Below are 18,639 nucleotides of genomic sequence, written 5' to 3'. Positions count from 1 at the left end.
TCACTCCCGGCCGGGCCGGCGCGCTCGCATGTCGCGGGGCACCAGGGCGGTGCGCAAGGCGGTCAGCAGGTCGATGTTGTCCGAAACGGCCGCTGGGTCCTTGCGCGCCAGCCCGGCCGTTAGGCAGTCGACGACCAGCGTCGCCCCGAGCCCCTCGTGCGTCAGGCCGCTCACGGAGTGCACGGCCGTGAGGACGACGTCGACCTGGTCGCCGAGCGTGGGCCGCAAGGAGTTGGTCACGAGCAGCACGCGCGCGCCGACCGAGCGCGCGTGCTCGACGAGTGTCTTGACGTCGTGCAGGAGCCGGTCGGGCACGCACAGCACCACGACGTCGTTCTCCTTGAGGCGCAACAGGTCGTCGGCGAGCCGGAACCCCGTGGCCGACGTGCTCCAGGCCCGCCGGCCGAGCCGGTGCAGGCGGGTCACGAGGTACTGCATCGGCAGCTCGGACGGGCCGAGGCCGTACCCGAGGACCTCGGCCGCGGAGTCCAGCAGGTCGACGGCCGCGGTGAACTCGGGGTCGGCCAGCAGCCGGCGTGTCTCCGTGAGGCGCTCGACCGACTCGGTCAGCACCTGGTCGAGCAGGGCGTCGGTGTCGCCGCCGGTCCGCTCGATGCGCTCGCGCAGGCGCGTGGCCGGGTTGGTGTCGCCGACGACGTAGCGGCCCACCATGCGCTTGAGCTCCGGCAGGCCGGAGTAGCCGAGGGCCTTCACGGCGCGGACGACCGTCGCGTCACTCGTGCCGCTGAGCACGCCGAGGTCGCCGGCCGTGGACAGCAGGATCGCCTGCTGGTGGCTGCGCAGGTACTCGGCCACGCGCTGCTCGGCCGGCGACAGCCCGGCGAGCCGTTCCTCGACACGAGCGCTGAGCGAGTCGGACTGGTCGTCGTGGGCGGTCACGACCCGACAGCCTACCGAGCAGCGGTTTCGCTCCGCCGCACCGGACGGTCAGTGCACAGTGGACGGTGGCCCGGTGCTGAGTTTCCAACGCCGCGTTCAGGCGAGCTGCCGGCTGCCCAACGCGGCCCGTACGGCGCGCTCGACCAGGATCGGCACGAACGCCTGGATCGGCGCGTGGTTGAAGCGGGCCCGCTCGCGCTCCACGAGGTCGTGCACGGACTCGGCGCCGACGGTCGCGAAGTCGCGGGTGAGGCGGTCTTCGAGGTGCCCGAACGGGGTGTCCGGCCGGGTGCCGGGCTGCTCGGGGACCAGGGCTCCGAGGGTCTGCGCGCTCATGAAGCCTCCTGGTGTCACCCGATGGAGGTTTCATTGCAGTACACCCAGGTAAACGAAAGGTAAACGAAGGTCGTCGCGACGGTGTCAGCCGGCGGTGCTGTCCTGGGGCGTCAGCCCGCGGTGGCGGCCGGCAGGCCCAGCAGCGTGTCGAGCTGCTCGGAGGTGAGCAGGCCGGCGTCGACCACGAGCTCGTGGATCGAGCGGCCGGTGGCCGAAGCCTGCTTCGCCAGCGCGCTCGCCGCTTCGTAGCCGATCACCGGGTTGAGCGCCGTGACGAGGCCGATGGACTCGCGGACCTGCCGGCGCAGATGCTCGGTGTTGGCCGTGATGCCGGTGACGCAGCGGCGCGCCAGCGTCTGCGCGCCCGTACGCAGATGGTGCAGCGACTTCAGCAGCGAGTGGGCGATGATCGGCTCGAACGCGTTGAGCTGCAGCTGCCCGGCCTCGGCGGCGAGCGTGACGGTGGTGTCGTTGCCGATCACCTCGAACGCGATCTGGTTGACCACCTCGGGGATCACGGGGTTGACCTTGCCCGGCATGATGCTCGACCCGGCCTGCACCTTCGGCAGCCGCAGCTCGTTGAACCCGGCCTGCGGGCCCGAGGACAGCAGGCGAAGATCGTTGCAGGTCTTGGAAAGTTTCACCGCCACGCGCTTGAGCACGCCGGACAGCTGCACGAACACCCCGACGTCGGCCGTCGCCTCCACGAGGTCGGTGGCGGTGACGAGCGGCGTGCCGGTGAGCCGCGCGAGGTGCTCGCACGCCAGGCGCGCGTAGTCGGGGTGCGCGTTGAGCCCCGTGCCGATCGCGGTGCCGCCGAGGTTGATCTCCGTCAGCAGCGTCAGTGCTTCGGCCAGCCGTTGCTCGTCCTCGCCGAGTGTCACGGCGAACGCGGTGAACTCGCGGCCCAGCGTCATCGGCACGGCATCCTGCAGCTGGGTGCGCCCGATCTTCACGACGTCGGTGAACTCGCGGCCTTTCTCGTGCAGCGCGCCGCGCAGCTCGGCCATGGCGTCGAGCAGCTCGGTCGCGGCCGCGTGCACCGCGAGCTTCACGGCGGTGGGGTAGACGTCGTTCGTCGACTGGCCGAGGTTCACGTCGTCGATCGGGTGCAGCCGCGCGTAGTCCCCGCGCGGGTGGCCGAGGAGCTCCAGCGCCCGGTTCGTCACGACCTCGTTCACGTTCATGTTCGACGACGTGCCCGCGCCGCCCTGGATCACGTCCACGGTGAACTGCTCGTGCAGCCGGCCGGCCTCGATCTCCTCGCACGCGGCGACGACCGCGGCGGTCTTGTCCTCGGGCAGCAGGCCGACGTCGTGGTTGGCCAGCGCGGCCGCGTGCTTCACGCGCGCCAGCGCGACCACGAGCTCGGGGTGGGTCGAGAGCGGCAGGCCGCTGATCGGGAAGTTGGCCATGGCGCGGCGGGTGTGCACGCCGTAGTACGCGTCGGCGGGCACGGCCAGCTCGCCGAGCAGGTCTGCTTCGGTGCGGGTGGTGGTCATCGGGCACTCCTGGTGAACAACCCGCCGCGATCGGCGGTCACGGCCCCGGCGACGACCGTCGCCACGGGCCGGTGGGTGAAGGACAGGCCACCGAACGGGGTGTTGTGCGAACGGCCCACGGTGTCGGCCGCGGCGACCGTCCAGCCGGCCCGCGGGTCGACGAGGGTGAACGTGGCCGGCTCACCGACGGCGATCGGGCGGCCGGCGGACGCGGCGATGCCGCCGATGCGCGCCGGGGCGTGGGCCATGCGGTCGGCCACGAGCGCCCAGTCGACGCCGCGGCCGGTGTGCAGCACCTCGGACACCACGGCCAGCGCCGTCTCCAGCCCGGTCATCCCGAACGGCGCCCCGCACCAGTCGGCGGCCTTCGCCTCGGCCGGGTGCGGCGCGTGGTCGGTGGCGACGGCGTCGATCGTGCCGTCGAGCAAGGCGGCCCGCAGCGCCCGGACGTCGCCGGGGGAGCGCAGAGGAGGGTTGACCTTGAACTTCGGGTCCGCGCTCGCAGCCTCTCCGTCGGTGAGCAGCAGGTGGTGCGGCGTGACCTCGGCGGTCACGGCCCAGCCCTGCTCCTTGGCCCACCGCACGAGCGCGACCGAGCGCGCCGTCGACACGTGGCAGACGTGCAGCGGCGCCCCGGCGTCGGCGGCGAGCACGATGTCGCGCGCCACCACGGTTTCCTCGCCCGTCGCCGGCCACGGCGGCAGCCCGGTGCGCTCGGCCGCGCGGCCCGCGTTGATCTGGCCGGCGCCGGCCAGCGGCCCGGACTGGGCGTGCTGGGCGAGCACCGTGCCGGTCCGCTTGGTCACCTCGAGGGCGTCGCGCACCAGCACGGGATCGTCGACGCAGCGGCCGTCGTCGGAGAACAGGCGCGCGCCGGCCGCGGCCATGGCTTCCAGCGGTGCGAGGCGTTGGCCGGCAAGGCCTTCGGTGATCGCGCCGACGGCGTGCACGCGGCAGGACGCGGTGCGCTCGGCCAGGTCGAGCACGTGGCGGATCCTCTCGGGCGAGTCGGTGACCGGGCTGCAGTTGGCCATGGCGAACACGTCGGAGTACCCGCCGGCCGCCGCCGCGGCGGTGCCGGTGGCGATGGTCTCGGCGTCCTCGCCGCCGGGCTCGCGCAGGTGCGTGTGCAGGTCGACGAACGCGGGCAGCAGCACGAGACCGTCGGCGTCGAACCGGTTCGGCTCGTCGGCGCCACCGCGGGGACGCAGCTCGGCGATGCGGCCGTTGCGCACCACGAGGTCGATCGGGGTGCCGCCGAACGGGGCCACGCCGGTGAGCACCGCGTGTCCGAGCGGGGTCTGCGTGAGCGGGCTCATGCCGTGTCCTCCAGCCGGAACACGGGGCCGTCCTTGCAGATCAACGGTGATTCCTCGGGCCCGCCGCGGGTTCCGGTGGCGCAGCCGTGGCAGTAGCCGAGGCCGCACGCCATGTGTGCTTCCAGCGACACCTGCACCTCGGCGCCCCAGCGGTCGGCCAGCTCGCGGCACAGCCACGCCAGCCGGTCGGAGCCGCACGTGAGGATCCGCTGCGGCGGCGCACTGTCCAAAGTAGAGGTCAACTCCGCCCGCAGGCGCTCGATCTCGCTGGTGCCCTGGGCATCGGTCACGGTGAGCACGCGCTCGGCGCCGCACTCGTGGTAGAAGTCCGCGCCGATCACGGCTTCCGGCGTCCGTCCACTCGTGACGGCGATCAGCTCGGTGCCGCTGCCCGCGAGGTCCTGCGCGACGGTGGTGAGCGAGCAGGTGCCGATGCCGCGTCCGACCAGCAGCACCCGCGTGGTGTCGGCGGGCACGTGGAACCCGCGGCCGAGCGGACCGACCACGAGCATCGTCTCGCCGGCGGAGAACGTGGTGAGCTTGCGCGTGCCGTCGCCGACCACTCCGTAGACGACCTCGATCGTGCCCGCCTCGGCGTCCCGGCGGTAGATCGCCATCGGCCGGGGCAGCACGGGGCTGGGTTCTCCTTGGCGCGCGGCGGTGAGCATCACGAACTGCCCGGCCGTCGCGGTCCGCGCGATGCTCGGCGCGTGCAGGCGCAGGTACTGGTAGCGGTCGGCTTCGCGACGGTGCTCCAGCACTTCCGCGTGGTGCCACGTCGGGGTCGGGAGCACGGCGCCGGTCGCCGGCAGGGGCGTCACGTGGTCGCGGACGGCCCGGGTTTCGGTGGTGGTCATGACTGCTCCGATCCCGCGACGGGGAACGCGGTGTCGAGCCGGACGAGGCTGTGGGCGAGCACTTCGGTGCCGACAACGACGTCGGCGAGGTCGGTCCACTCGTCGGGGCTGTGGCTCACGCCATCGCGGCTGGGCACGAAGAGCATGCCGGTCGGCGTGACGTGGTTGACCATCTGCGCGTCGTGGCTGGCGCCGCTGGGCAGCACGCGGTGCGCGAAGCCGAGCTCGGCACACGTGGCCGCCACGACGTCGGTGATCCGGCGGGGCAGCAGCACGGGGGACGCGTCGGCGAGGGTGCGGGCGGCGAAACCGATCCCGCGGCGCGCGGCGAGGGCGTGGGCGCGCTCGACGATCTCCGCGGCGGTCTGGCGCTGGCGGTCACTGTCGACGTCTCGGACATCGACGTGCAGCTGCGCCTGTCCGGCGATCGTCGTGATGGAGCCGGGCGCGGAGTCGAGCCGGCCGACGGTCGCGCGGGTGCCGTGGTGACGGCTGTCGGTGGCGATGGCTTCGATCAGGAGCACGATTTCGGCGGCCGCGGCGAGCGCGTCGGCGCGCTGGTGCATGGGCGTGCCGCCGGTGTGCGACGCGCGGCCGGTGAGGTCGAGGCGCAGCCGGGTGCTGCCGGAGATGAGGTCGACGACGCCGAGCGGCAGACCCGTCGACTCGAGCACGCTGCCCTGCTCGATGTGCAGCTCCAGGAACGCGGTCCAGTCCGCGGGGCGCCAGCGCGCGCCGGCCGCGCCCGCGGGGTCGAGGCCGACCGAGCGCATCGCGTCGGCCAGGCTCGTGCCCTGGGCGTCGAACTTGGTCTCGAGGTCCGAGACGCCGGTGAGCCCGGCGACGACCCGGCTGCCGGTGCACGCCTGGCCGAAGCGCGCGCCCTCCTCCGCGGCGAACACGACGAACCGCACGGGATGGGCCAGGTGCACGTCGTGCTCGGTGTAGAGCCGCGCGGTCTCCATGGCCGCGACCACGCCGGCGATCCCGTCGAACGCGCCCGCGTTGGGCACGCTGTCGAGGTGCGAGCCGGTGCCGAGCGCGGGCGCGTCGGCCACGGTGCCGGGGAGTTCGGCGATCGTGTTGCCCACGGCGTCGGTGCGCACGTCGAGGCCGAGCCCGCTGACGTGCTCGGCGAACAACGCGTGCGCTCGGCGTTCGAGCGGGGTGTGCGCGAGCCGGGTCACGCCCGGCCCGGAGTCCGGTTCGGACAGTGCGGCGAACGTGTCGAGCCAGTGCGCGATCCGGTCCGGGTCGGCGCGCAGCCGGGTGTCCACAGTAGACGCTGTGGACGTGGTGGACGGGGTGGACGCGGTCATCGTGGCTCGCCCGGCAGCTCGGTCAGCAGCGCCGCCGTCGGGGTGCCCGTCACCTCGGCGAGCGCGGGCGTGGCCAGCACCGCCGCCACCGCGACGACTTCGGCGCGCGCGGTCGCGGCGAGGTTGAGCAGCGTCCGCAGCCGCGCGGGTTCCCACGCGGTGCCGACCAGCGCGATCCGCGTGCCGGCGGTGACCGGCGGGTGGAAGCCGACCACGCCTTCGAGCTCGGACGCGCGGGTCACCGTGGCGCCCAGCTGCCGGGCGACGACGTGGGCGAGCACGGCGTCGTCGGCGCCGTGCCACACCGCGACCTGGTCGACGGTCTGCTTGGTGAGCAGCTCCACCAGCGCCGCGCCGACGACTTCGGTGGCGGCGGGATCGGTGGGCGTGTCGAGCGAGGGGCCGTAGGTGTCGGGGCTGACGCCGAGCTTGCGCACCGCGGCGCCGGCGTCCTGGACGGGAGTGGTCATGACAGGTTCTCCGAAGGGGTTCGAGTGCCCGCGAGGGTTGGGGTGCCGTCGGCCGCGAGCACGCTGAGCACGACAACGGGCTCGGCGCCCGCCGCGCGCACACGGTCGGCCAGCGCGGCGGCGGTGGCGTCGGCCGGGTCGTCGGCGATCGGCGTCACGACGGCGACGCGGTCGCCCCGGTGCACCTCGCCGGCGTCGACCGCGAACGGCAGACCGGTGTGCAACGCGAGCGCCGTGGTGACCGCGACGGCGTCGGCCGTGCCCGTGGTGACCAGCCGATCGGTCGCCGTCGGCAGTTCCTCGGCGAGCAGCGCGGCCGCCCGGCGCAGGATCGACGGCCGCGTGGTGAACGCGGCGCCGATCGCCGTGAGATCCGCGCGCAGCTCGCCGCGCCGCCGCTCGGCGTCGAGGAACACGGTGGTGGTGTCGGTGGCCGTGGCCAGGTCGTCCTCGAGGCTCATCGGGCGCTCCTCGCCGGTCCGCCGACCGCCGTGGTGGGCTCGGCGCCGGCGAAACCGAGCTCTGCGGACAGTTCCCGCGCGGCGGTGAGGACGGCGTCCGTCGCCACCGTGCGCGCGGTGCCCTCGCGCATGCGGTTGCCGGCCGCGGCCAGCGTGACGCTCGCGGCCACCGCACCCGTGGAGGTGAAGATCGGGGCGGCCACTGCCCAGACGCCGCGGTCGAGCTCGTCGTCGCAGATGTCGTACCCGCGGGCCCGCACCAGGGCGAGGTGCTCCACGAGTTCGTCCACTGTGGTCGGCGTGTCCGGGGTGAACGCGTCGAGCGACTGGGTTTCGAGCACCCGCCGGGCCGCGGGTTCCGGCAGGTAGGCCAGCAGCGAACGGCTCGACGCGGCGGCGTGCAGCGGCATTTCCTGCCCGATGCGCACGAACAGCCGCAGCGGGTGGCGGCCCTCCACCAGCGCGACGCACACCGCGCGGGCGCCGATGAGCTCGGTGAGGAACACCGTCTCGCCACTCGCTTCCGCGGCGTCGACCACCGCCTGGTGCGGGTTGGCCAGCAGTGCCGTCCGGTGCGGCGCCGGCTCGCCGAGCTGACGAGCGGCCGGGCCGAGGAAGTAGCGCTTGTTGGTGGGGGAGCGGGTCACGAAGTTCTCCTCCATCAGCGTGGTGAGCACGCGGTGCGCGCTGCCCACGGGGATGTCGAGCTCCTCGTGCAGCTCCTGGAGCGTGGCGCCCTTGCCCTTCGTCGCGAGGGCCCGCAGCACGGACAAGGCGCGGATGACGACCTGCATGGTTCTCCTTTGTTCGACCGTGCCGCTCAGGCGAGCTGCTCGGCGCGACGATCGGGGATGAAGATCATCGCGACCATGTCGAGCAGGTAGATCACGGACAGCACGCCGATGGCGAAGACGAAGCCGTAGCTCGCGGCGACGAGCGCGACCACGATCGGCGCGAACCCGCCGACCGCGCGGCCGAGGTTGAACAGCACGTTCTGCGCCGTGGACCGGATCGCCGTGGGGTAGAGCTCGGCCATCAGGGCGCCGTAGCCGCCGATCATGCCGTTGGCGAACGCGCCCATGATCGCGCCGCCCACCATCAGCGCCCACGGCGACGACAGCTGGCTGTACCCGAGCACCGAGAGGGCGGCACCGGCCTGGAAGAGCCAGAAGGCCTTGCGGCGCCCCAGTTTGTCGGCGACCTCGCCGAACGCGAGGATTCCGACGCCCATGCCCACCACGGTCACGGCGGTCCACACCCCGGATTTCGTGAGGCTGTAACCGAACTGCGTGGACAGATAGGTGGGCAGCCAGATCATGATGCCGAAGTAGCCGAAGTTCTGCACGGACGTGAGCACGAGGACGCCGATCGTCGCGCGGGTGGTGGGTCCGTCGGCCACGAGCAGCTTGAGCGGCACCTTCGGCTTGCCCTGCTGGAGCTCGCGGTGGCGCGTGAACTGCTCGGGCTCGTGCAGCCGCGAGCGGAACACGATGGCGACGATCGCGGGGAACGCGCCGAGCAGGAAGAGCCCGCGCCAGCCCCACGCGTTGAGCACCGGAGCGGAGACCAGCGCCGCGAGCAGCACCCCGGCCTGCCAGCCGAGCCCGACCAGCGACGTCGCGCGGGCGCGCTTCTTCGCCGGCCACGCTTCGGCCGCGAGCGTCATGCCGATGCCGAACTCGCCGCCGATGCCGACGCCGGCGAGGAACCGGAAGACCGCGATCTCCCAGTAGCTCGTGGAAATCGCGGTGAGCCCGGTGAACACGGCGAAGAAGATCACCGAGTACGTCAGCACCTTCACCCGGCCGATGCGGTCGGACAGGATCCCGAACGCGATCCCGCCGACCACGGCGCCGATCAGCGTGATGGTGGCCAGCGATCCGGCTTCGGCGCCGCCCAGCCCGAGGTCACCGGAGATGGCGGAGAGGGCGAACCCGAGGATCAGCAGGTCGAAGCCGTCCATCGCGTAGCCGAGCGAAGACGCGAACACCGCCTTGCGGGCGTAGCGCGTGGTGGCCTTGGCGGCGGGGGTGTCTTCGGACGTGGCGGGTGGTGCGGTGCTGCCGGCCAGGGTTTCGTCGGACATGGTGTGGAGCTCTCCTCACGGCGTTGGGGGAAGGGGGAAAGACTGGGGGGAAGTGGTCAGGTGCGCAGGGTTCCGATGAGCTCGTGGACGGCGCCCGCCCCGAGCTCGGCGCAGTGGCGGGTGAGGTCGCGCACGATCTCGGCCATCGCGTAGGGGCGGGTGAACGTCGCGGTGCCGACCTGCACGGCGGTGGCGCCGGCGATGAGGAACTCGACGACGTCACGGGCGCTGCTGATGCCGCCGCAGCCGACGACCGGGATGTCGACGGCACTTGCCGCCTGCCACACCAGCCGCAGCGCGAGCGGTTTCACGGCCGGGCCGGACAGGCCGCCCACGCCGTTGCCCAGCACCGCGCGTCGCGAGCGTACGTCGACGGCCAGGGCGGGGAAGGTGTTGCTCACGGTCACGGCGGTCGCGCCCGCCCGCTCGGCGGCGCGGGCGATCTCTCCGATGTCGGTGACGCCGGGCGTGAGCTTCACGAGCACCGGCAGTTCCGTGCGCGCCACCACACCGGCGACGACGGCCTCGACCGCCGCGGGGTCGGCGCCGATGGCGAGCCCGCCGTGTTCGAGGTTGGGACAGGACACGTTGACCTCGAAGGCCGCGCACTCCGCGCCGGCCAGCTCGTCGGCGACCTGCCAGTACTCGGCCACGGTCAGCCCGCCGACGCTGGCGATCACCGGGACGCCGAACTCGCGGTAGCGCGGCAGCACGTCGTGCACGAACCGGCTCGTGCCCGGGCTGGGGATGCCGACGCTGTTGAGCATGCCGAGCGCGCTTTCCGTCAGCCGGTGCGACGGGTTGCCGGAGCGGCGCTGCGCGAACACGGTCTTCGTCACGACGGCGCCGAGCTCCCGCACCGGCAGCAGGGGACCGAGCTCGGGCCCGAAGCAGCCGGACGCGGGCATCACCGGGTTGGCGAGCGTGAGCGGGCCCAGGGGCACCGAGAGGTCGACGGCCGATCCGGGCGCGGTGGCGAACAGCCGGTCGCGGTCGTCGCGGCCGGTCGTCCGGTCTAGCACCTCCGTCATGCGGAATCACACCCTCCATCGAACGGAAACAGAGAAGTGAGGATGAGTCCGGCCCAGCGCGGTGTCAAGGCAGCGGCGGCCCCGCCCGTCGCCGGAGGTCAGAGCCGGTTTTCACGACACGGCGGCGTGAGCACGGAGTGTTTCCGCGAGGTGGAAAAGGGCCCTCCGCGATACCGGAAGGTTCTGCAGGTCAGCGCCGGATTCGGCGATTTCGGCGGCCGCTTGTGGCCCGCGCCGACAAATGTGCGAATGCGAACACGGGTACGGAGCCCTGGCGCCGTCGCGAGTGGACGGTGTCTACTCGAGCCACTCCGTGACGAACCGGTCGTTCTCGTGGATGTGCACGGCTTCGTAGCGCTCGGGCCCGAGGACCACGAACTTGTGCGCTACCCCGGCGGGGACCGCGAGCACGTCGCCCGCCCGGCCTTCCCGCTCGGTGTCGCCGATCGTGAACAGGGCGCGGCCGCGCTGGACCACGAACGTCTCGCGGTAGGGGTGGCGGTGCAGCCGCGGGCCGGACCCGGCGACGTCGGTGCTCTCGCGGATGATGGACACGCTCGCACCGACCTCGTATCCCTCGACGTTGCGCGTCAGCGCGGCCGTCTGGTCTTCGGTGCTGGTCGAATCGGTCATTCCCACCACGGTAGCCCCGGGCCGGCGAAGTCGGGACCGGATTCGGTCTGTTTCGCCGTCCGCCGGTGGTCGTAAGGCCAGGACATCCGTGAAGGGAGCAAGCTGTGGATCTTGTGGAGCAGTACTTCGTGGCCCAGGACGGCTTCGGCAAGGTGGTGGCCGAGGTGCCGGCGCAGCGATGGGACGCATCGTCGCCGTGCGCGGCGTGGACGGTGCGGGACATCGTGGGCCACGTGCTGTGGGGCCGCCACCGGCTGTCGGCCTGGGTGACCGGCGCCGACTACCCGGAGACCGCGGGGGAACCCGGCGCGCCGAACCCCGGGGTGCTCTGCGCCGGGGATCCGGCGCGGGAGTGGCGCGGGGCGTTCGAGGCGACCGCCCCGGCTCTGACCCGTGACGGGCTCGCGCGGGCCACGTCGATCGACGACGCCGGGGGTGCGCCGCTCACGACGCTGCTGCCGGCGTTCGTCTCCGACGCGCTCGTCCACACCTGGGACATCGCGCAGGCCGTCGGTCTCACGGTCACGCTCGACCCGGCGGTGGTGCAGGCGACGGGCGAGTGGGTCCGGTCGATTCCGTTGCAGCGGCCGGAGTTCTTCGGGCCCGAGCTCACGCCGCCGGCGGACGCCGACGAGACCACGCGGCTGCTGGCGTTCCTGGGCCGCGCGGCCTGAGCGCCGGCGAGGTCAGGCGGGCGGCTGCGGCCCCCGCTTGGCCTGCCACGGCCACGCGCCGGAGATCTCGACCTCGAGCGCGAAGCTCAGCACGGTCCGGATCAGCACGATCAAGCCGAGGACCAGCACGTTCTCCAGCGACGCGTCGACGATCACGGTGCGGATGATGTCACCGGCGATCAGGATCTCGAGCCCGAGCAGGATGACGCGGCCGAGGTGCACCCGCAGCTGGTCGTAGCTGCCGCGGTGCCGGGTGGCGTCGGCGACGAAGCGCACCAGCACAACCACGAGGCCGAGGGCCATGATGCCGACGCCGAGGCCTTCGATCACGGAGGCGACGGTCTCGAACGACTCGGTGAAACTCATCCGCGAGCCCCTCTCCGAGGCGGACGTCGGGGAAGGTCCGCGGCTCCCGGTCGGAACGTACGAACCGCCGCGACGGACTGTCAAGGCCCTCGCGGCGGCGGTGGTTCACGGGCAGCTGCCGGTGATCTGCGGTTTTCGGATACGGTGGGGACGTTTCCGGCGAGGCGTGCGGCGGATCGGCGAAAATGGCCGCACGTCTTCGCCGGATCAGTTTTAGGCCTTCGCCTTTGTGCGACCACCGCGGGCGCGTGACTTCGAGCTTGAGGCGCGGCTGTTTTCGTAGGCGGTGACCACGTCGGTGGGAATGCGGCCGCGTTCGGAAATGCTCCACCCGTTGTCCGCGGCCCACGCGCGGATGCTGCGCGAGCGTTCGCGGTCCTCGGGCGTCGGCGTGGCCGAACCGGCGCCACGGCGGACCTTGCGGCCGCCGGTCCGGCGTGAGGCGGCGATGTAGCGGGCGAACTCTTCACGCAGAGTTCCCGCGTTCTTGTCGGAGAGATCGATTTCGTACTGAACGCCGTCGAGGCCGAAGGGCACGGTCTGGTGCGCGACCCCGCCGTCGATGTCGTCCACCATCTGGACCAGGACCTTGTGCGCCATGGCGGGTGAATCCTCCTCGAACGTTTCCGGAAGCCGCGTTTTCCGTGGCTTGTGAAGAACTGTAACATCGATCCACAGTGGAACGCAGTATTGGGAGTGACCGAAATCCCGTGTCGGTCCCGATTATTTTCCGACATTTCCCCTCGGATGCGGGGAATGGTCAGCGGTGGTACCCGGGCGCGCGGGCGGTGGTGGCGCGCACGACGAGCCGCGTCGGCAGTTCCGTGACCACCCGGCCGGCCGGGTCGGCGGCAGAATGGGCCAGCAGCAGGTCCACCGCGTGGTTTCCGGCCGCGGCCAGCGGCATGGCGACGGTGGTGAGCGGCGGAGCGGACACCGCTGCGTACACGAGGTCGTCGAAGCCGGTCACGCTCAGCTCGCCCGGCACGTCGACCCCGCGGTCGCGCAGGCGCGCCAGCACGCCGAGCGCCATCACGTCGTTGTAGGCGAGCACCGCGGTGACTCCGGCGGCGAGCGCCTGGTCGGCGGCGGGCGCGCCGTCCTCGTACCGCGGAGCGAACGGCCCGAGCTCCACGATCTCGATGCCGTGCTCCGCGGCGGCCGGACGCAGCCCGCGCAGCCGTTCGTGGTTGGACCACGAGCTGTCGGGGCCGTTGAGGTAGGCGCAGCGCCGGTGCCCGAGCCCGGCCAGGTGCGCCACGACCTCGCGCATCCCGCCGGCGCTGTCCATCACCGTGGCGCCGATCCCGGCCACGCGGCGGTTGAGCAGCGCCAGGGACGTGAGGCCGTCGAGCTCGGTGATGGTGGCGTCGTCGATTCCCGGCGAGCACAGCAGCACGCCGTCGGCCTGCTTCGCCAGCGTGCGCACCAGCTCCTGCTCGGTGGCCGGGTCCTCGTCGCTGTCGCCGACCAGCACGGCGTGGCCGGTCTCGCGCGCCCGCGCCTGGACGCTCTTGAGCACGCCGGTGAAGAACGGGTTCCCCAGATCCGGCACCACGATGGCGATCGCGCCGGTCTTGCCGGTGATGAGGCTGCGCGCCGCCGGGCTCGGCCGGTAGCCGAGCTCCCGCACGACCGCCAGCACCCGGTCGCGCGTGGCTTCGCTGACGCGGTCGGGCGAGCCGAGCGCCCGCGACACCGTGGCCACCGACACCTCTGCCCGCCGTGCGACATCCCGGATCGTGATCCGCACGGTTCTCCTCCGCCCACCGCCGCGGCGCGGCTGGCCACGATTGTAGGGCCGGGCCCGCCGCGCCCGGCTGTGACCTGCGCCCCTGCGGCTCCTGCTCTTCCCGGCCGGCTCACCACGCGGTAGTCATCCGATGAATCGATGAAGGGGCTCTAGCAGGTCGCCCGAGTCATGGTGCTCCAGTCGGGTTGCCTTGCCACGAACTTGGGCAGAGGTCTCGACAACAGAGGTCAGACATCCTATGTTTTGGGTCGACCGCCGCCGCCATCCTCTGGAGGTCGCAGACATGGACGTCTCCCGCAGAACAGTCCTCGGCGGCGCGCTCGCCGGGATCGCGGCGAGCGCGGCGGGGCTGGGCCCGGCCGTCGCCTCGGCCGCGAGCCACCCGCCGCCGGGCAGCGACGATTTCGACTGGGCCACCTTCCTCGCCACCGCGGACCTGCGGTGGCAGCGGATGCCGGCCGCGTGGACGGAGGGGCCGTTCCTCGGCAACGGTTTCCTCGGCTCGGGCATCTACGCCGAGCCGGGCAAGAACGCGGTGCGCTTCAACGTGCAGCACAGCGAGGTGCAGGACCACCGGCCGCAGTACGGCTCGCTGTTCGGCCTCGCCCGGCTGCCGATCGGGTACTTCACGCTCGAACCCGTCGGCGCGATCACCGGCGTCGACTGGCGTCTGGACCTGTGGAACGCCGAGCTCACCGGCACGATCACGACGGCCGCGGGCAGCCTCGCGCTGCGCGCGATCGTCCATACCGGACAGCCGGTGCTCGCGGTCGAGGTGCGCCCGACCGAGGGTGAACGCGGGTTCCGCTGGGTCTTCCACCCGGCCGAGGCCGTGAGCCCGCGCGCCGACCCCGTCTGGAAGAAGGCGCCGCCCGAGGGCTACGTCGCGAACCCGCCGGCGACGATCCGCGCCGTCGGCGACAGCCACGTCGCCGAGCAGCCGCTGCTCGCCGGCGGCGAGCACGTCACCGCCTGGCGGGAGGTCACCCGCGGCGGCGCGCGGACGCTCTACACCTCGGTCGCCTGGTCGCACCCCGACCGCACGTCCGCCGCACGGGCGCTGTGGTCCGTGCGCACGGCGGCGGGGTTCGGCGCGCTCACGCGCGAGCACCGCGGCTGGTGGCACGACTACTACCGGCGCAGCTTCGTGTCCATTCCGGACACCCGGCTGCAGAGCTTCTACTGGATCCAGCTTTACAAGATCGCCTCGGCCGCGCGGCGCGAGGCGCCGGTGATGGCGACCTCGGGCCCGTGGCTGGAGAACACGCCGTGGCCGGCCACGTGGTGGAACCTCAACGTGCAGCTCGAGTACTGGCTCATCCACGGCTCGAACCACCTGGAGCTCGACGCCGTGAGCCGGGCGCTGGACCAGTACCGCGGGCACCTGTCGAGCCAGGTGGGCGCGCCGTACCAGGGCGACTCCGCCGGCATCCCGCGCACCACCGACATGACCCTGTCCAACGGCGTCTCCGACGCGAACAGCGGCTTCCCCGTGGGCGTGCCCGGCCAGGACACCCCGACCCCGGAGGTCGGCGACCTCACGTGGGCGCTGCACAACGTGTGGCTGTCCTACCGGCACACGCTTGATCACCGCCTGCTGCGCGACACGCTGTTCCCGTTGCTGCGCAAGGCGATCAACTACTACCTGCACTTCCTCGCGCCGGGCCCGGACGGAAAGCTGCACCTGCCGCCCACGTTCTCGCCCGAGTACGGCGTGAACGCCCCGGACTGCACCTACGACCTCGCGCTCGTGCGCTGGGGCTGTCGCACCCTGCTCGACACGGCGCGTGAGCTGCGCGTCGCCGACCCGCTCGTGTCGCGCTGGCGGCAGGTGCTGGCGACGCTCGCGCCCTACGCCGTGGACGGGAACGGCTACATGATCGGCGCCGGCGTGCCGTTCGCGAAGTCGCACCGGCACTACTCGCACCTGCTGCAGGTCTACCCCTTGTACGAGATCACCTGGGAGCAGCCGGAGAACCGCGCGCTGATCGAGAAGTCGCTGGCGCATTGGGTCGGGTTCGAGGGCGCGCTGCAGGGCTACACCTTCACCGGCGCCGCGTCGATCTCGGCTTCGATGCGACGCGGCGACCAGGCCGCGGCCTACCTCGACCAGCTGCAGAGCCGGTTCATTCAGCCCAACACGATGTACGAGGAGTCCGGCCCCGTGATCGAGACGCCGCTCTCGGCGGTGAAGTCGATGCAGGACATGCTGGTGCAGAGCTGGAGCGGTGTCCTGCGGCTGTTCCCCGCCGTCCCCGCGACGTGGGGCGACATCTCCGTGCGTGACTTCCGCACCGAAGGCGCGTTCCTGCTCAGCGCCGCCCGCGAAGGCGGCAAAACGCGCTGGCTGAAGGTCCACAGCGAAGCCGGCGCCCCCTGCGTGCTGCGGCCGGGCATCGACGGCGCGCTCGAGGTCACCGACGCGCGGGGCCGGGCGAAGCGCTGGCGCACCCTGCCCAACGGCGACGTGCAGGTCGAGCTCGCGCGCGGCGAGGAGGCCTTCGTGTACCGCGCGGGCGACCGGCCGGACTTCGCGGTGCGGCCGGTGGCTTCGAACGGACCGAGCACTCCGTGGGGGCTGCCGGCCTGACCCGGGCGCCGCCGGCGGGTCTCGGGCAGGATGGTTTCCGAGTCCGACGACGCCGACCACGAGAGGGCACAGTGGACACTCGCAGGACTGCCGTGGTGACCGGGGCCGGGCGCGGGATCGGGGCCGCCGTCGCGGAGCGGCTGCACGGGCTCGGCCACCGCGTTGCGCTGCTCGACATCGACCCCGTCAGCTCGGCTGCGAAGGCGCGGGAGCTCGACGCCTCCGGCGCCACGGCAGCAGCGTTTGCCGTCGACGTGCGGGACCCCACGGCCGTGCGAGCCGTCGCCGAGCAGGTGCGGCGGGCGTTCGGCGAGCCGGAGATCCTCGTGAACAACGCGGCCCGTACGCGGAGCCGGTCGGTGTGGGACATCGAGGTGACCGAGTGGGACGACGTGCTGGCGACCAACCTGCGCAGCGTTTTCCTGCTCACGCGCGAGCTCGCGCCGGCCATGCGCGAGCGAGGGTGGGGCCGCGTGGTCAACCTCGCGTCGCTGGCCGGGCAGCAGGGTGGGCTGGTCGCGGGCGCGCACTACGCGTCGTCGAAGGCGGGGGTCCTGGTGCTCACCAAGGTGTTCGCGAAGGAGCTCGCGGCCTCGGGCGTCACGGTGAACGCCGTCGCTCCGGCGGCCACGCGGACACCGGTGATGGACGAGCTGGACGCCGGGCAGCTCGAAGCCGCCGAGGCCGCGATCCCCGTGGGCCGGTTCGGGCGCGCCGAGGAGGTCGCGGACCTCGTCGGCTACCTGTGCGGCGAGAACACCGGGTACATCACCGGGGCCACGTTCGACATCAACGGCGGCCTGTTCATGCGGTGACTCACATGCTGCGCAGCACCGACACGACCGTGCCCAGCACCACGGCCCGGTCGCCGTCGATCACGTCGTAGGCCGGGTTGCGGGGCTCGAGGTACACGTGGCCGTTGCGGCGCCGGTAGACCTTCACCGTCGCCTCCTCGTCGATCATCGCGGCGACGATCTGGCCCGAGTGGGCCTCGGACTGCTGGCGCACCACCACGATGTCGCCGTCGCAGATCGCGGCGTCGATCATCGAGTCGCCGCGTACGCGCAGGCCGAAGACATTGCCGCGGCCCGTGAGCCCGCGCGGCAGCTGCAGCATCTCGTCGAGGTGCTCCTCGGCCGAGATCGGCGTGCCGGCGGCGATGTGGCCGACGACCGGCACCGCCACGGAGTCCTCACCCCGCTGCGGCTCGGCCGTGCCGAGGAACGCGCGCACGTCGATCGGCCGCGACATCGAGCTGCTGCGCCGCAGGTAACCCTTGTCCTCCAGGCTCGCCAGGTGCTTCGACACCGACGAGGACGACCGCAGCCCCACGGCCTCGCCGAGCTCGCGGCTGCTCGGCGCGTAACCGTGGCGGACCACCCAATCCCGGATCGTGACCAGGATCTGCTGCTGGCGAAGCGGCAGGGACGAGGCGTCGAGATGGTCGAAGGTGTCGTCGTAGGTGGTCACCCGCCGAATCGTAGAGGTAGGCGCCGCGCGCGCCGGGGACCGGTCCGGTGCGTCGGCAAAGTTTGCCCGGCCGGGGAAGCAACCGACCGGACCGCCTCGTGCGTGCGGAAAACGACCGAGCGTCCGCGGAGGGGACGTGCACGCCACCGGCGCCCCGGTCGGCGACGCCTGCCTGGCGATCGTCGATCCGACCCGGCACGGGTCGGTGTCGTCGGACAACATGTCGTGCGCCTTCGGCACCGGCACCTGGTTCGAGATCAAGCCCGGGCAGACGACCGACGTGCGCGTACCTGCGGTTTCGTGACGCTCGTGGCCGGGGTCCGGGCTCGGCTGGTCCCCGGCCACGAGGTCGTCGAAAATCTTCCCGATGGGTTTGTCGAATCGTGAGCGGGGCCGTTCGACGCGTCGGTGTGGGCCGGTCAGCGCTTCCGGGAAGAATCCGGATCCCGGCCCGAGGGACAAAGGAGCGGACATGCGGTTTCTCATGATGCACCGGCTGTCGGAGAGCGACTCGTCGGCGTGGAACCCCAGCCAGGAGTTCATCGCCAAGATGGGCGAGTTCATCCAGGACTCGGCCGAGAAGGGCATCCTGATCACGGCGGAGGGCGTCCACCCGTCGGAGAAGGGCGCGCTCGTGCGCAAGACGCGCGGCGGTGCCATCAAGGCCACCGACGGCCCGTTCACCGAGGCCAAGGAGGTCATCGGGGGCTTCGCGCTGCTGAACTTCGCGAACCGCGAGGAGGCAGTGGAGTACGCGAAGACCTACGCGGCGCTCTTCGACGACGAGATCGAGGTCGAGGTGCGCCAGGTCGTCGAGTTCGACGAACTCCCCACCGCGTGACGCCCTGGCCGGTCCGCCCGCCGCGGGCGGA

The 18,639-nt window shown here is 72.3% G+C and carries 21 protein-coding genes; 5 read left to right on the top strand and 16 right to left on the bottom strand.

Annotation, left to right across the window (positions count from 1 at the left end; translation table 11 throughout):
* The 12 genes from AB0M56_RS31535 to AB0M56_RS31480 all read right to left on the bottom strand — a co-directional run bounded on the left by AB0M56_RS31535 (position 1) and on the right by AB0M56_RS31480 (position 10,914).
* Positions 1-900 carry a MurR/RpiR family transcriptional regulator gene (locus AB0M56_RS31535; RefSeq protein ID WP_364182657.1) on the bottom strand — a complete coding sequence of 300 codons (900 nt, stop codon included), beginning with the start codon at positions 898-900 and terminating at the stop codon, positions 1-3.
* Positions 901-996: 96 nt separating this feature from the next.
* Positions 997-1,236: a three-helix bundle dimerization domain-containing protein gene (locus AB0M56_RS31530; protein ID WP_364182654.1), complete on the bottom strand. Its 240-nt coding sequence runs from the start codon at positions 1,234-1,236 to the stop codon at positions 997-999.
* Positions 1,237-1,346: 110 nt separating this feature from the next.
* On the bottom strand, positions 1,347-2,738 hold the full coding sequence (locus AB0M56_RS31525; protein WP_364182651.1) for an aspartate ammonia-lyase: 1,392 nt from the start codon (positions 2,736-2,738) through the stop codon (positions 1,347-1,349).
* Entirely contained in the window at positions 2,735-4,057 is a 1,323-nt protein-coding gene (locus AB0M56_RS31520; protein WP_364182648.1) for a dihydroorotase, read from the bottom strand. Before AB0M56_RS31520 ends, AB0M56_RS31525 begins: the two co-directional genes overlap by 4 nt.
* Positions 4,054-4,914 (bottom strand): dihydroorotate oxidase electron transfer subunit, encoded by an 861-nt coding sequence (locus AB0M56_RS31515; RefSeq protein ID WP_364182645.1) that lies wholly within the window; start codon positions 4,912-4,914, stop codon positions 4,054-4,056. Before AB0M56_RS31515 ends, AB0M56_RS31520 begins: the two co-directional genes overlap by 4 nt.
* Positions 4,911-6,233, bottom strand: a complete 1,323-nt coding sequence (locus tag AB0M56_RS31510; RefSeq protein ID WP_364182643.1) for a Zn-dependent hydrolase — start codon at positions 6,231-6,233, stop codon at positions 4,911-4,913. Before AB0M56_RS31510 ends, AB0M56_RS31515 begins: the two co-directional genes overlap by 4 nt.
* Positions 6,230-6,703 carry a hypothetical protein gene (locus AB0M56_RS31505; RefSeq protein WP_364182640.1) on the bottom strand — a complete coding sequence of 158 codons (474 nt, stop codon included), beginning with the start codon at positions 6,701-6,703 and terminating at the stop codon, positions 6,230-6,232. The genes AB0M56_RS31510 and AB0M56_RS31505 overlap by 4 nt, the downstream gene beginning before the upstream one ends.
* A complete protein-coding gene (locus AB0M56_RS31500) occupies positions 6,700-7,164 on the bottom strand; it encodes a hypothetical protein (protein WP_364182637.1) in 465 nt (154 codons plus the stop codon). The genes AB0M56_RS31505 and AB0M56_RS31500 overlap by 4 nt, the downstream gene beginning before the upstream one ends.
* Entirely contained in the window at positions 7,161-7,958 is a 798-nt protein-coding gene (locus AB0M56_RS31495; protein ID WP_220239337.1) for an IclR family transcriptional regulator, read from the bottom strand. The genes AB0M56_RS31500 and AB0M56_RS31495 overlap by 4 nt, the downstream gene beginning before the upstream one ends.
* A gap of 26 nt (positions 7,959-7,984) precedes the next feature.
* Positions 7,985-9,250, bottom strand: coding sequence for an MFS transporter (locus AB0M56_RS31490; RefSeq protein WP_364182634.1), 1,266 nt, complete (start codon positions 9,248-9,250; stop codon positions 7,985-7,987).
* Positions 9,251-9,306: 56 nt separating this feature from the next.
* On the bottom strand, positions 9,307-10,281 hold the full coding sequence (locus AB0M56_RS31485) for a dihydroorotate dehydrogenase (protein WP_364182631.1): 975 nt from the start codon (positions 10,279-10,281) through the stop codon (positions 9,307-9,309).
* Positions 10,282-10,578: 297 nt separating this feature from the next.
* The gene (locus AB0M56_RS31480) at positions 10,579-10,914 is read right to left on the bottom strand and encodes a cupin domain-containing protein (RefSeq protein WP_364182628.1); all 336 of its coding nucleotides are present in this window, start codon (positions 10,912-10,914) and stop codon (positions 10,579-10,581) included.
* Positions 10,915-11,018: 104 nt separating this feature from the next.
* Here AB0M56_RS31480 and AB0M56_RS31475 point away from each other — a divergent pair, with 104 nt between their 5' ends.
* Positions 11,019-11,588 (top strand): TIGR03086 family metal-binding protein, encoded by a 570-nt coding sequence (locus AB0M56_RS31475; protein ID WP_364182626.1) that lies wholly within the window; start codon positions 11,019-11,021, stop codon positions 11,586-11,588.
* Between the two features lie 12 nt (positions 11,589-11,600).
* On the opposite strand, the gene AB0M56_RS31470 is transcribed toward AB0M56_RS31475, so the two are convergent.
* The 3 genes from AB0M56_RS31470 to AB0M56_RS31460 all read right to left on the bottom strand — a co-directional run bounded on the left by AB0M56_RS31470 (position 11,601) and on the right by AB0M56_RS31460 (position 13,707).
* Positions 11,601-11,954, bottom strand: coding sequence for a DUF1622 domain-containing protein (locus tag AB0M56_RS31470; RefSeq protein WP_364182623.1), 354 nt, complete (start codon positions 11,952-11,954; stop codon positions 11,601-11,603).
* A gap of 213 nt (positions 11,955-12,167) precedes the next feature.
* Positions 12,168-12,554, bottom strand: a complete 387-nt coding sequence (locus AB0M56_RS31465; RefSeq protein ID WP_364182620.1) for an Lsr2 family protein — start codon at positions 12,552-12,554, stop codon at positions 12,168-12,170.
* A 160-nt stretch (positions 12,555-12,714) separates the two neighbouring features.
* The gene (locus tag AB0M56_RS31460; RefSeq protein WP_364182617.1) at positions 12,715-13,707 is read right to left on the bottom strand and encodes a LacI family DNA-binding transcriptional regulator; all 993 of its coding nucleotides are present in this window, start codon (positions 13,705-13,707) and stop codon (positions 12,715-12,717) included.
* Positions 13,708-13,990: 283 nt separating this feature from the next.
* Here AB0M56_RS31460 and AB0M56_RS31455 point away from each other — a divergent pair, with 283 nt between their 5' ends.
* A complete protein-coding gene (locus AB0M56_RS31455; RefSeq protein WP_364182615.1) occupies positions 13,991-16,297 on the top strand; it encodes a Tat pathway signal sequence domain protein in 2,307 nt (768 codons plus the stop codon).
* 95 nt (positions 16,298-16,392) lie between these two features.
* The gene (locus tag AB0M56_RS31450; protein WP_364182612.1) at positions 16,393-17,112 is read left to right on the top strand and encodes an SDR family NAD(P)-dependent oxidoreductase; all 720 of its coding nucleotides are present in this window, start codon (positions 16,393-16,395) and stop codon (positions 17,110-17,112) included.
* A 1-nt stretch (position 17,113) separates the two neighbouring features.
* Here AB0M56_RS31450 and lexA read toward each other — a convergent pair whose 3' ends face one another.
* Positions 17,114-17,767: a transcriptional repressor LexA gene (gene lexA / locus AB0M56_RS31445; RefSeq protein ID WP_364182609.1), complete on the bottom strand. Its 654-nt coding sequence runs from the start codon at positions 17,765-17,767 to the stop codon at positions 17,114-17,116.
* Positions 17,768-17,903: 136 nt separating this feature from the next.
* On the opposite strand from lexA, the gene AB0M56_RS31440 reads away from it, so the two are divergent.
* Positions 17,904-18,071, top strand: coding sequence for a hypothetical protein (locus tag AB0M56_RS31440; protein ID WP_364182607.1), 168 nt, complete (start codon positions 17,904-17,906; stop codon positions 18,069-18,071).
* A 168-nt stretch (positions 18,072-18,239) separates the two neighbouring features.
* Complete coding sequence (locus AB0M56_RS31435; RefSeq protein ID WP_364182604.1) at positions 18,240-18,608, top strand: YciI family protein; 369 nt, start codon at positions 18,240-18,242, stop codon at positions 18,606-18,608.
* Positions 18,609-18,639: the final 31 nt, after the last annotated feature.

This window comes from Amycolatopsis sp. NPDC051372 (genome assembly GCF_040682095.1).
Classification (GTDB): domain Bacteria; phylum Actinomycetota; class Actinomycetes; order Mycobacteriales; family Pseudonocardiaceae; genus Amycolatopsis.
The sequence above is the reverse complement of the archived record's forward strand: the minus strand, read 5'-3'. Positions and strand labels throughout refer to the sequence as shown.

Coding starts and splice junctions, on each gene's coding strand:
- AB0M56_RS31505 (WP_364182640.1), bottom strand. CDS start 6,703: ATGACCACTCCCGTCCAGGACGCCGGCGCCGCGGTGCGCAAGCTCGGC.
- AB0M56_RS31500 (WP_364182637.1), bottom strand. CDS start 7,164: ATGAGCCTCGAGGACGACCTGGCCACGGCCACCGACACCACCACCGTG.
- AB0M56_RS31455 (WP_364182615.1), top strand. CDS start 13,991: ATGGACGTCTCCCGCAGAACAGTCCTCGGCGGCGCGCTCGCCGGGATC.
- AB0M56_RS31530 (WP_364182654.1), bottom strand. CDS start 1,236: ATGAGCGCGCAGACCCTCGGAGCCCTGGTCCCCGAGCAGCCCGGCACC.
- AB0M56_RS31525 (WP_364182651.1), bottom strand. CDS start 2,738: ATGACCACCACCCGCACCGAAGCAGACCTGCTCGGCGAGCTGGCCGTG.
- AB0M56_RS31490 (WP_364182634.1), bottom strand. CDS start 9,250: ATGTCCGACGAAACCCTGGCCGGCAGCACCGCACCACCCGCCACGTCC.
- AB0M56_RS31470 (WP_364182623.1), bottom strand. CDS start 11,954: ATGAGTTTCACCGAGTCGTTCGAGACCGTCGCCTCCGTGATCGAAGGC.
- AB0M56_RS31495 (WP_220239337.1), bottom strand. CDS start 7,958: ATGCAGGTCGTCATCCGCGCCTTGTCCGTGCTGCGGGCCCTCGCGACG.
- AB0M56_RS31465 (WP_364182620.1), bottom strand. CDS start 12,554: ATGGCGCACAAGGTCCTGGTCCAGATGGTGGACGACATCGACGGCGGG.
- AB0M56_RS31515 (WP_364182645.1), bottom strand. CDS start 4,914: ATGACCACCACCGAAACCCGGGCCGTCCGCGACCACGTGACGCCCCTG.
- AB0M56_RS31435 (WP_364182604.1), top strand. CDS start 18,240: ATGCGGTTTCTCATGATGCACCGGCTGTCGGAGAGCGACTCGTCGGCG.
- AB0M56_RS31485 (WP_364182631.1), bottom strand. CDS start 10,281: ATGACGGAGGTGCTAGACCGGACGACCGGCCGCGACGACCGCGACCGG.
- AB0M56_RS31480 (WP_364182628.1), bottom strand. CDS start 10,914: ATGACCGATTCGACCAGCACCGAAGACCAGACGGCCGCGCTGACGCGC.
- AB0M56_RS31520 (WP_364182648.1), bottom strand. CDS start 4,057: ATGAGCCCGCTCACGCAGACCCCGCTCGGACACGCGGTGCTCACCGGC.
- AB0M56_RS31510 (WP_364182643.1), bottom strand. CDS start 6,233: ATGACCGCGTCCACCCCGTCCACCACGTCCACAGCGTCTACTGTGGAC.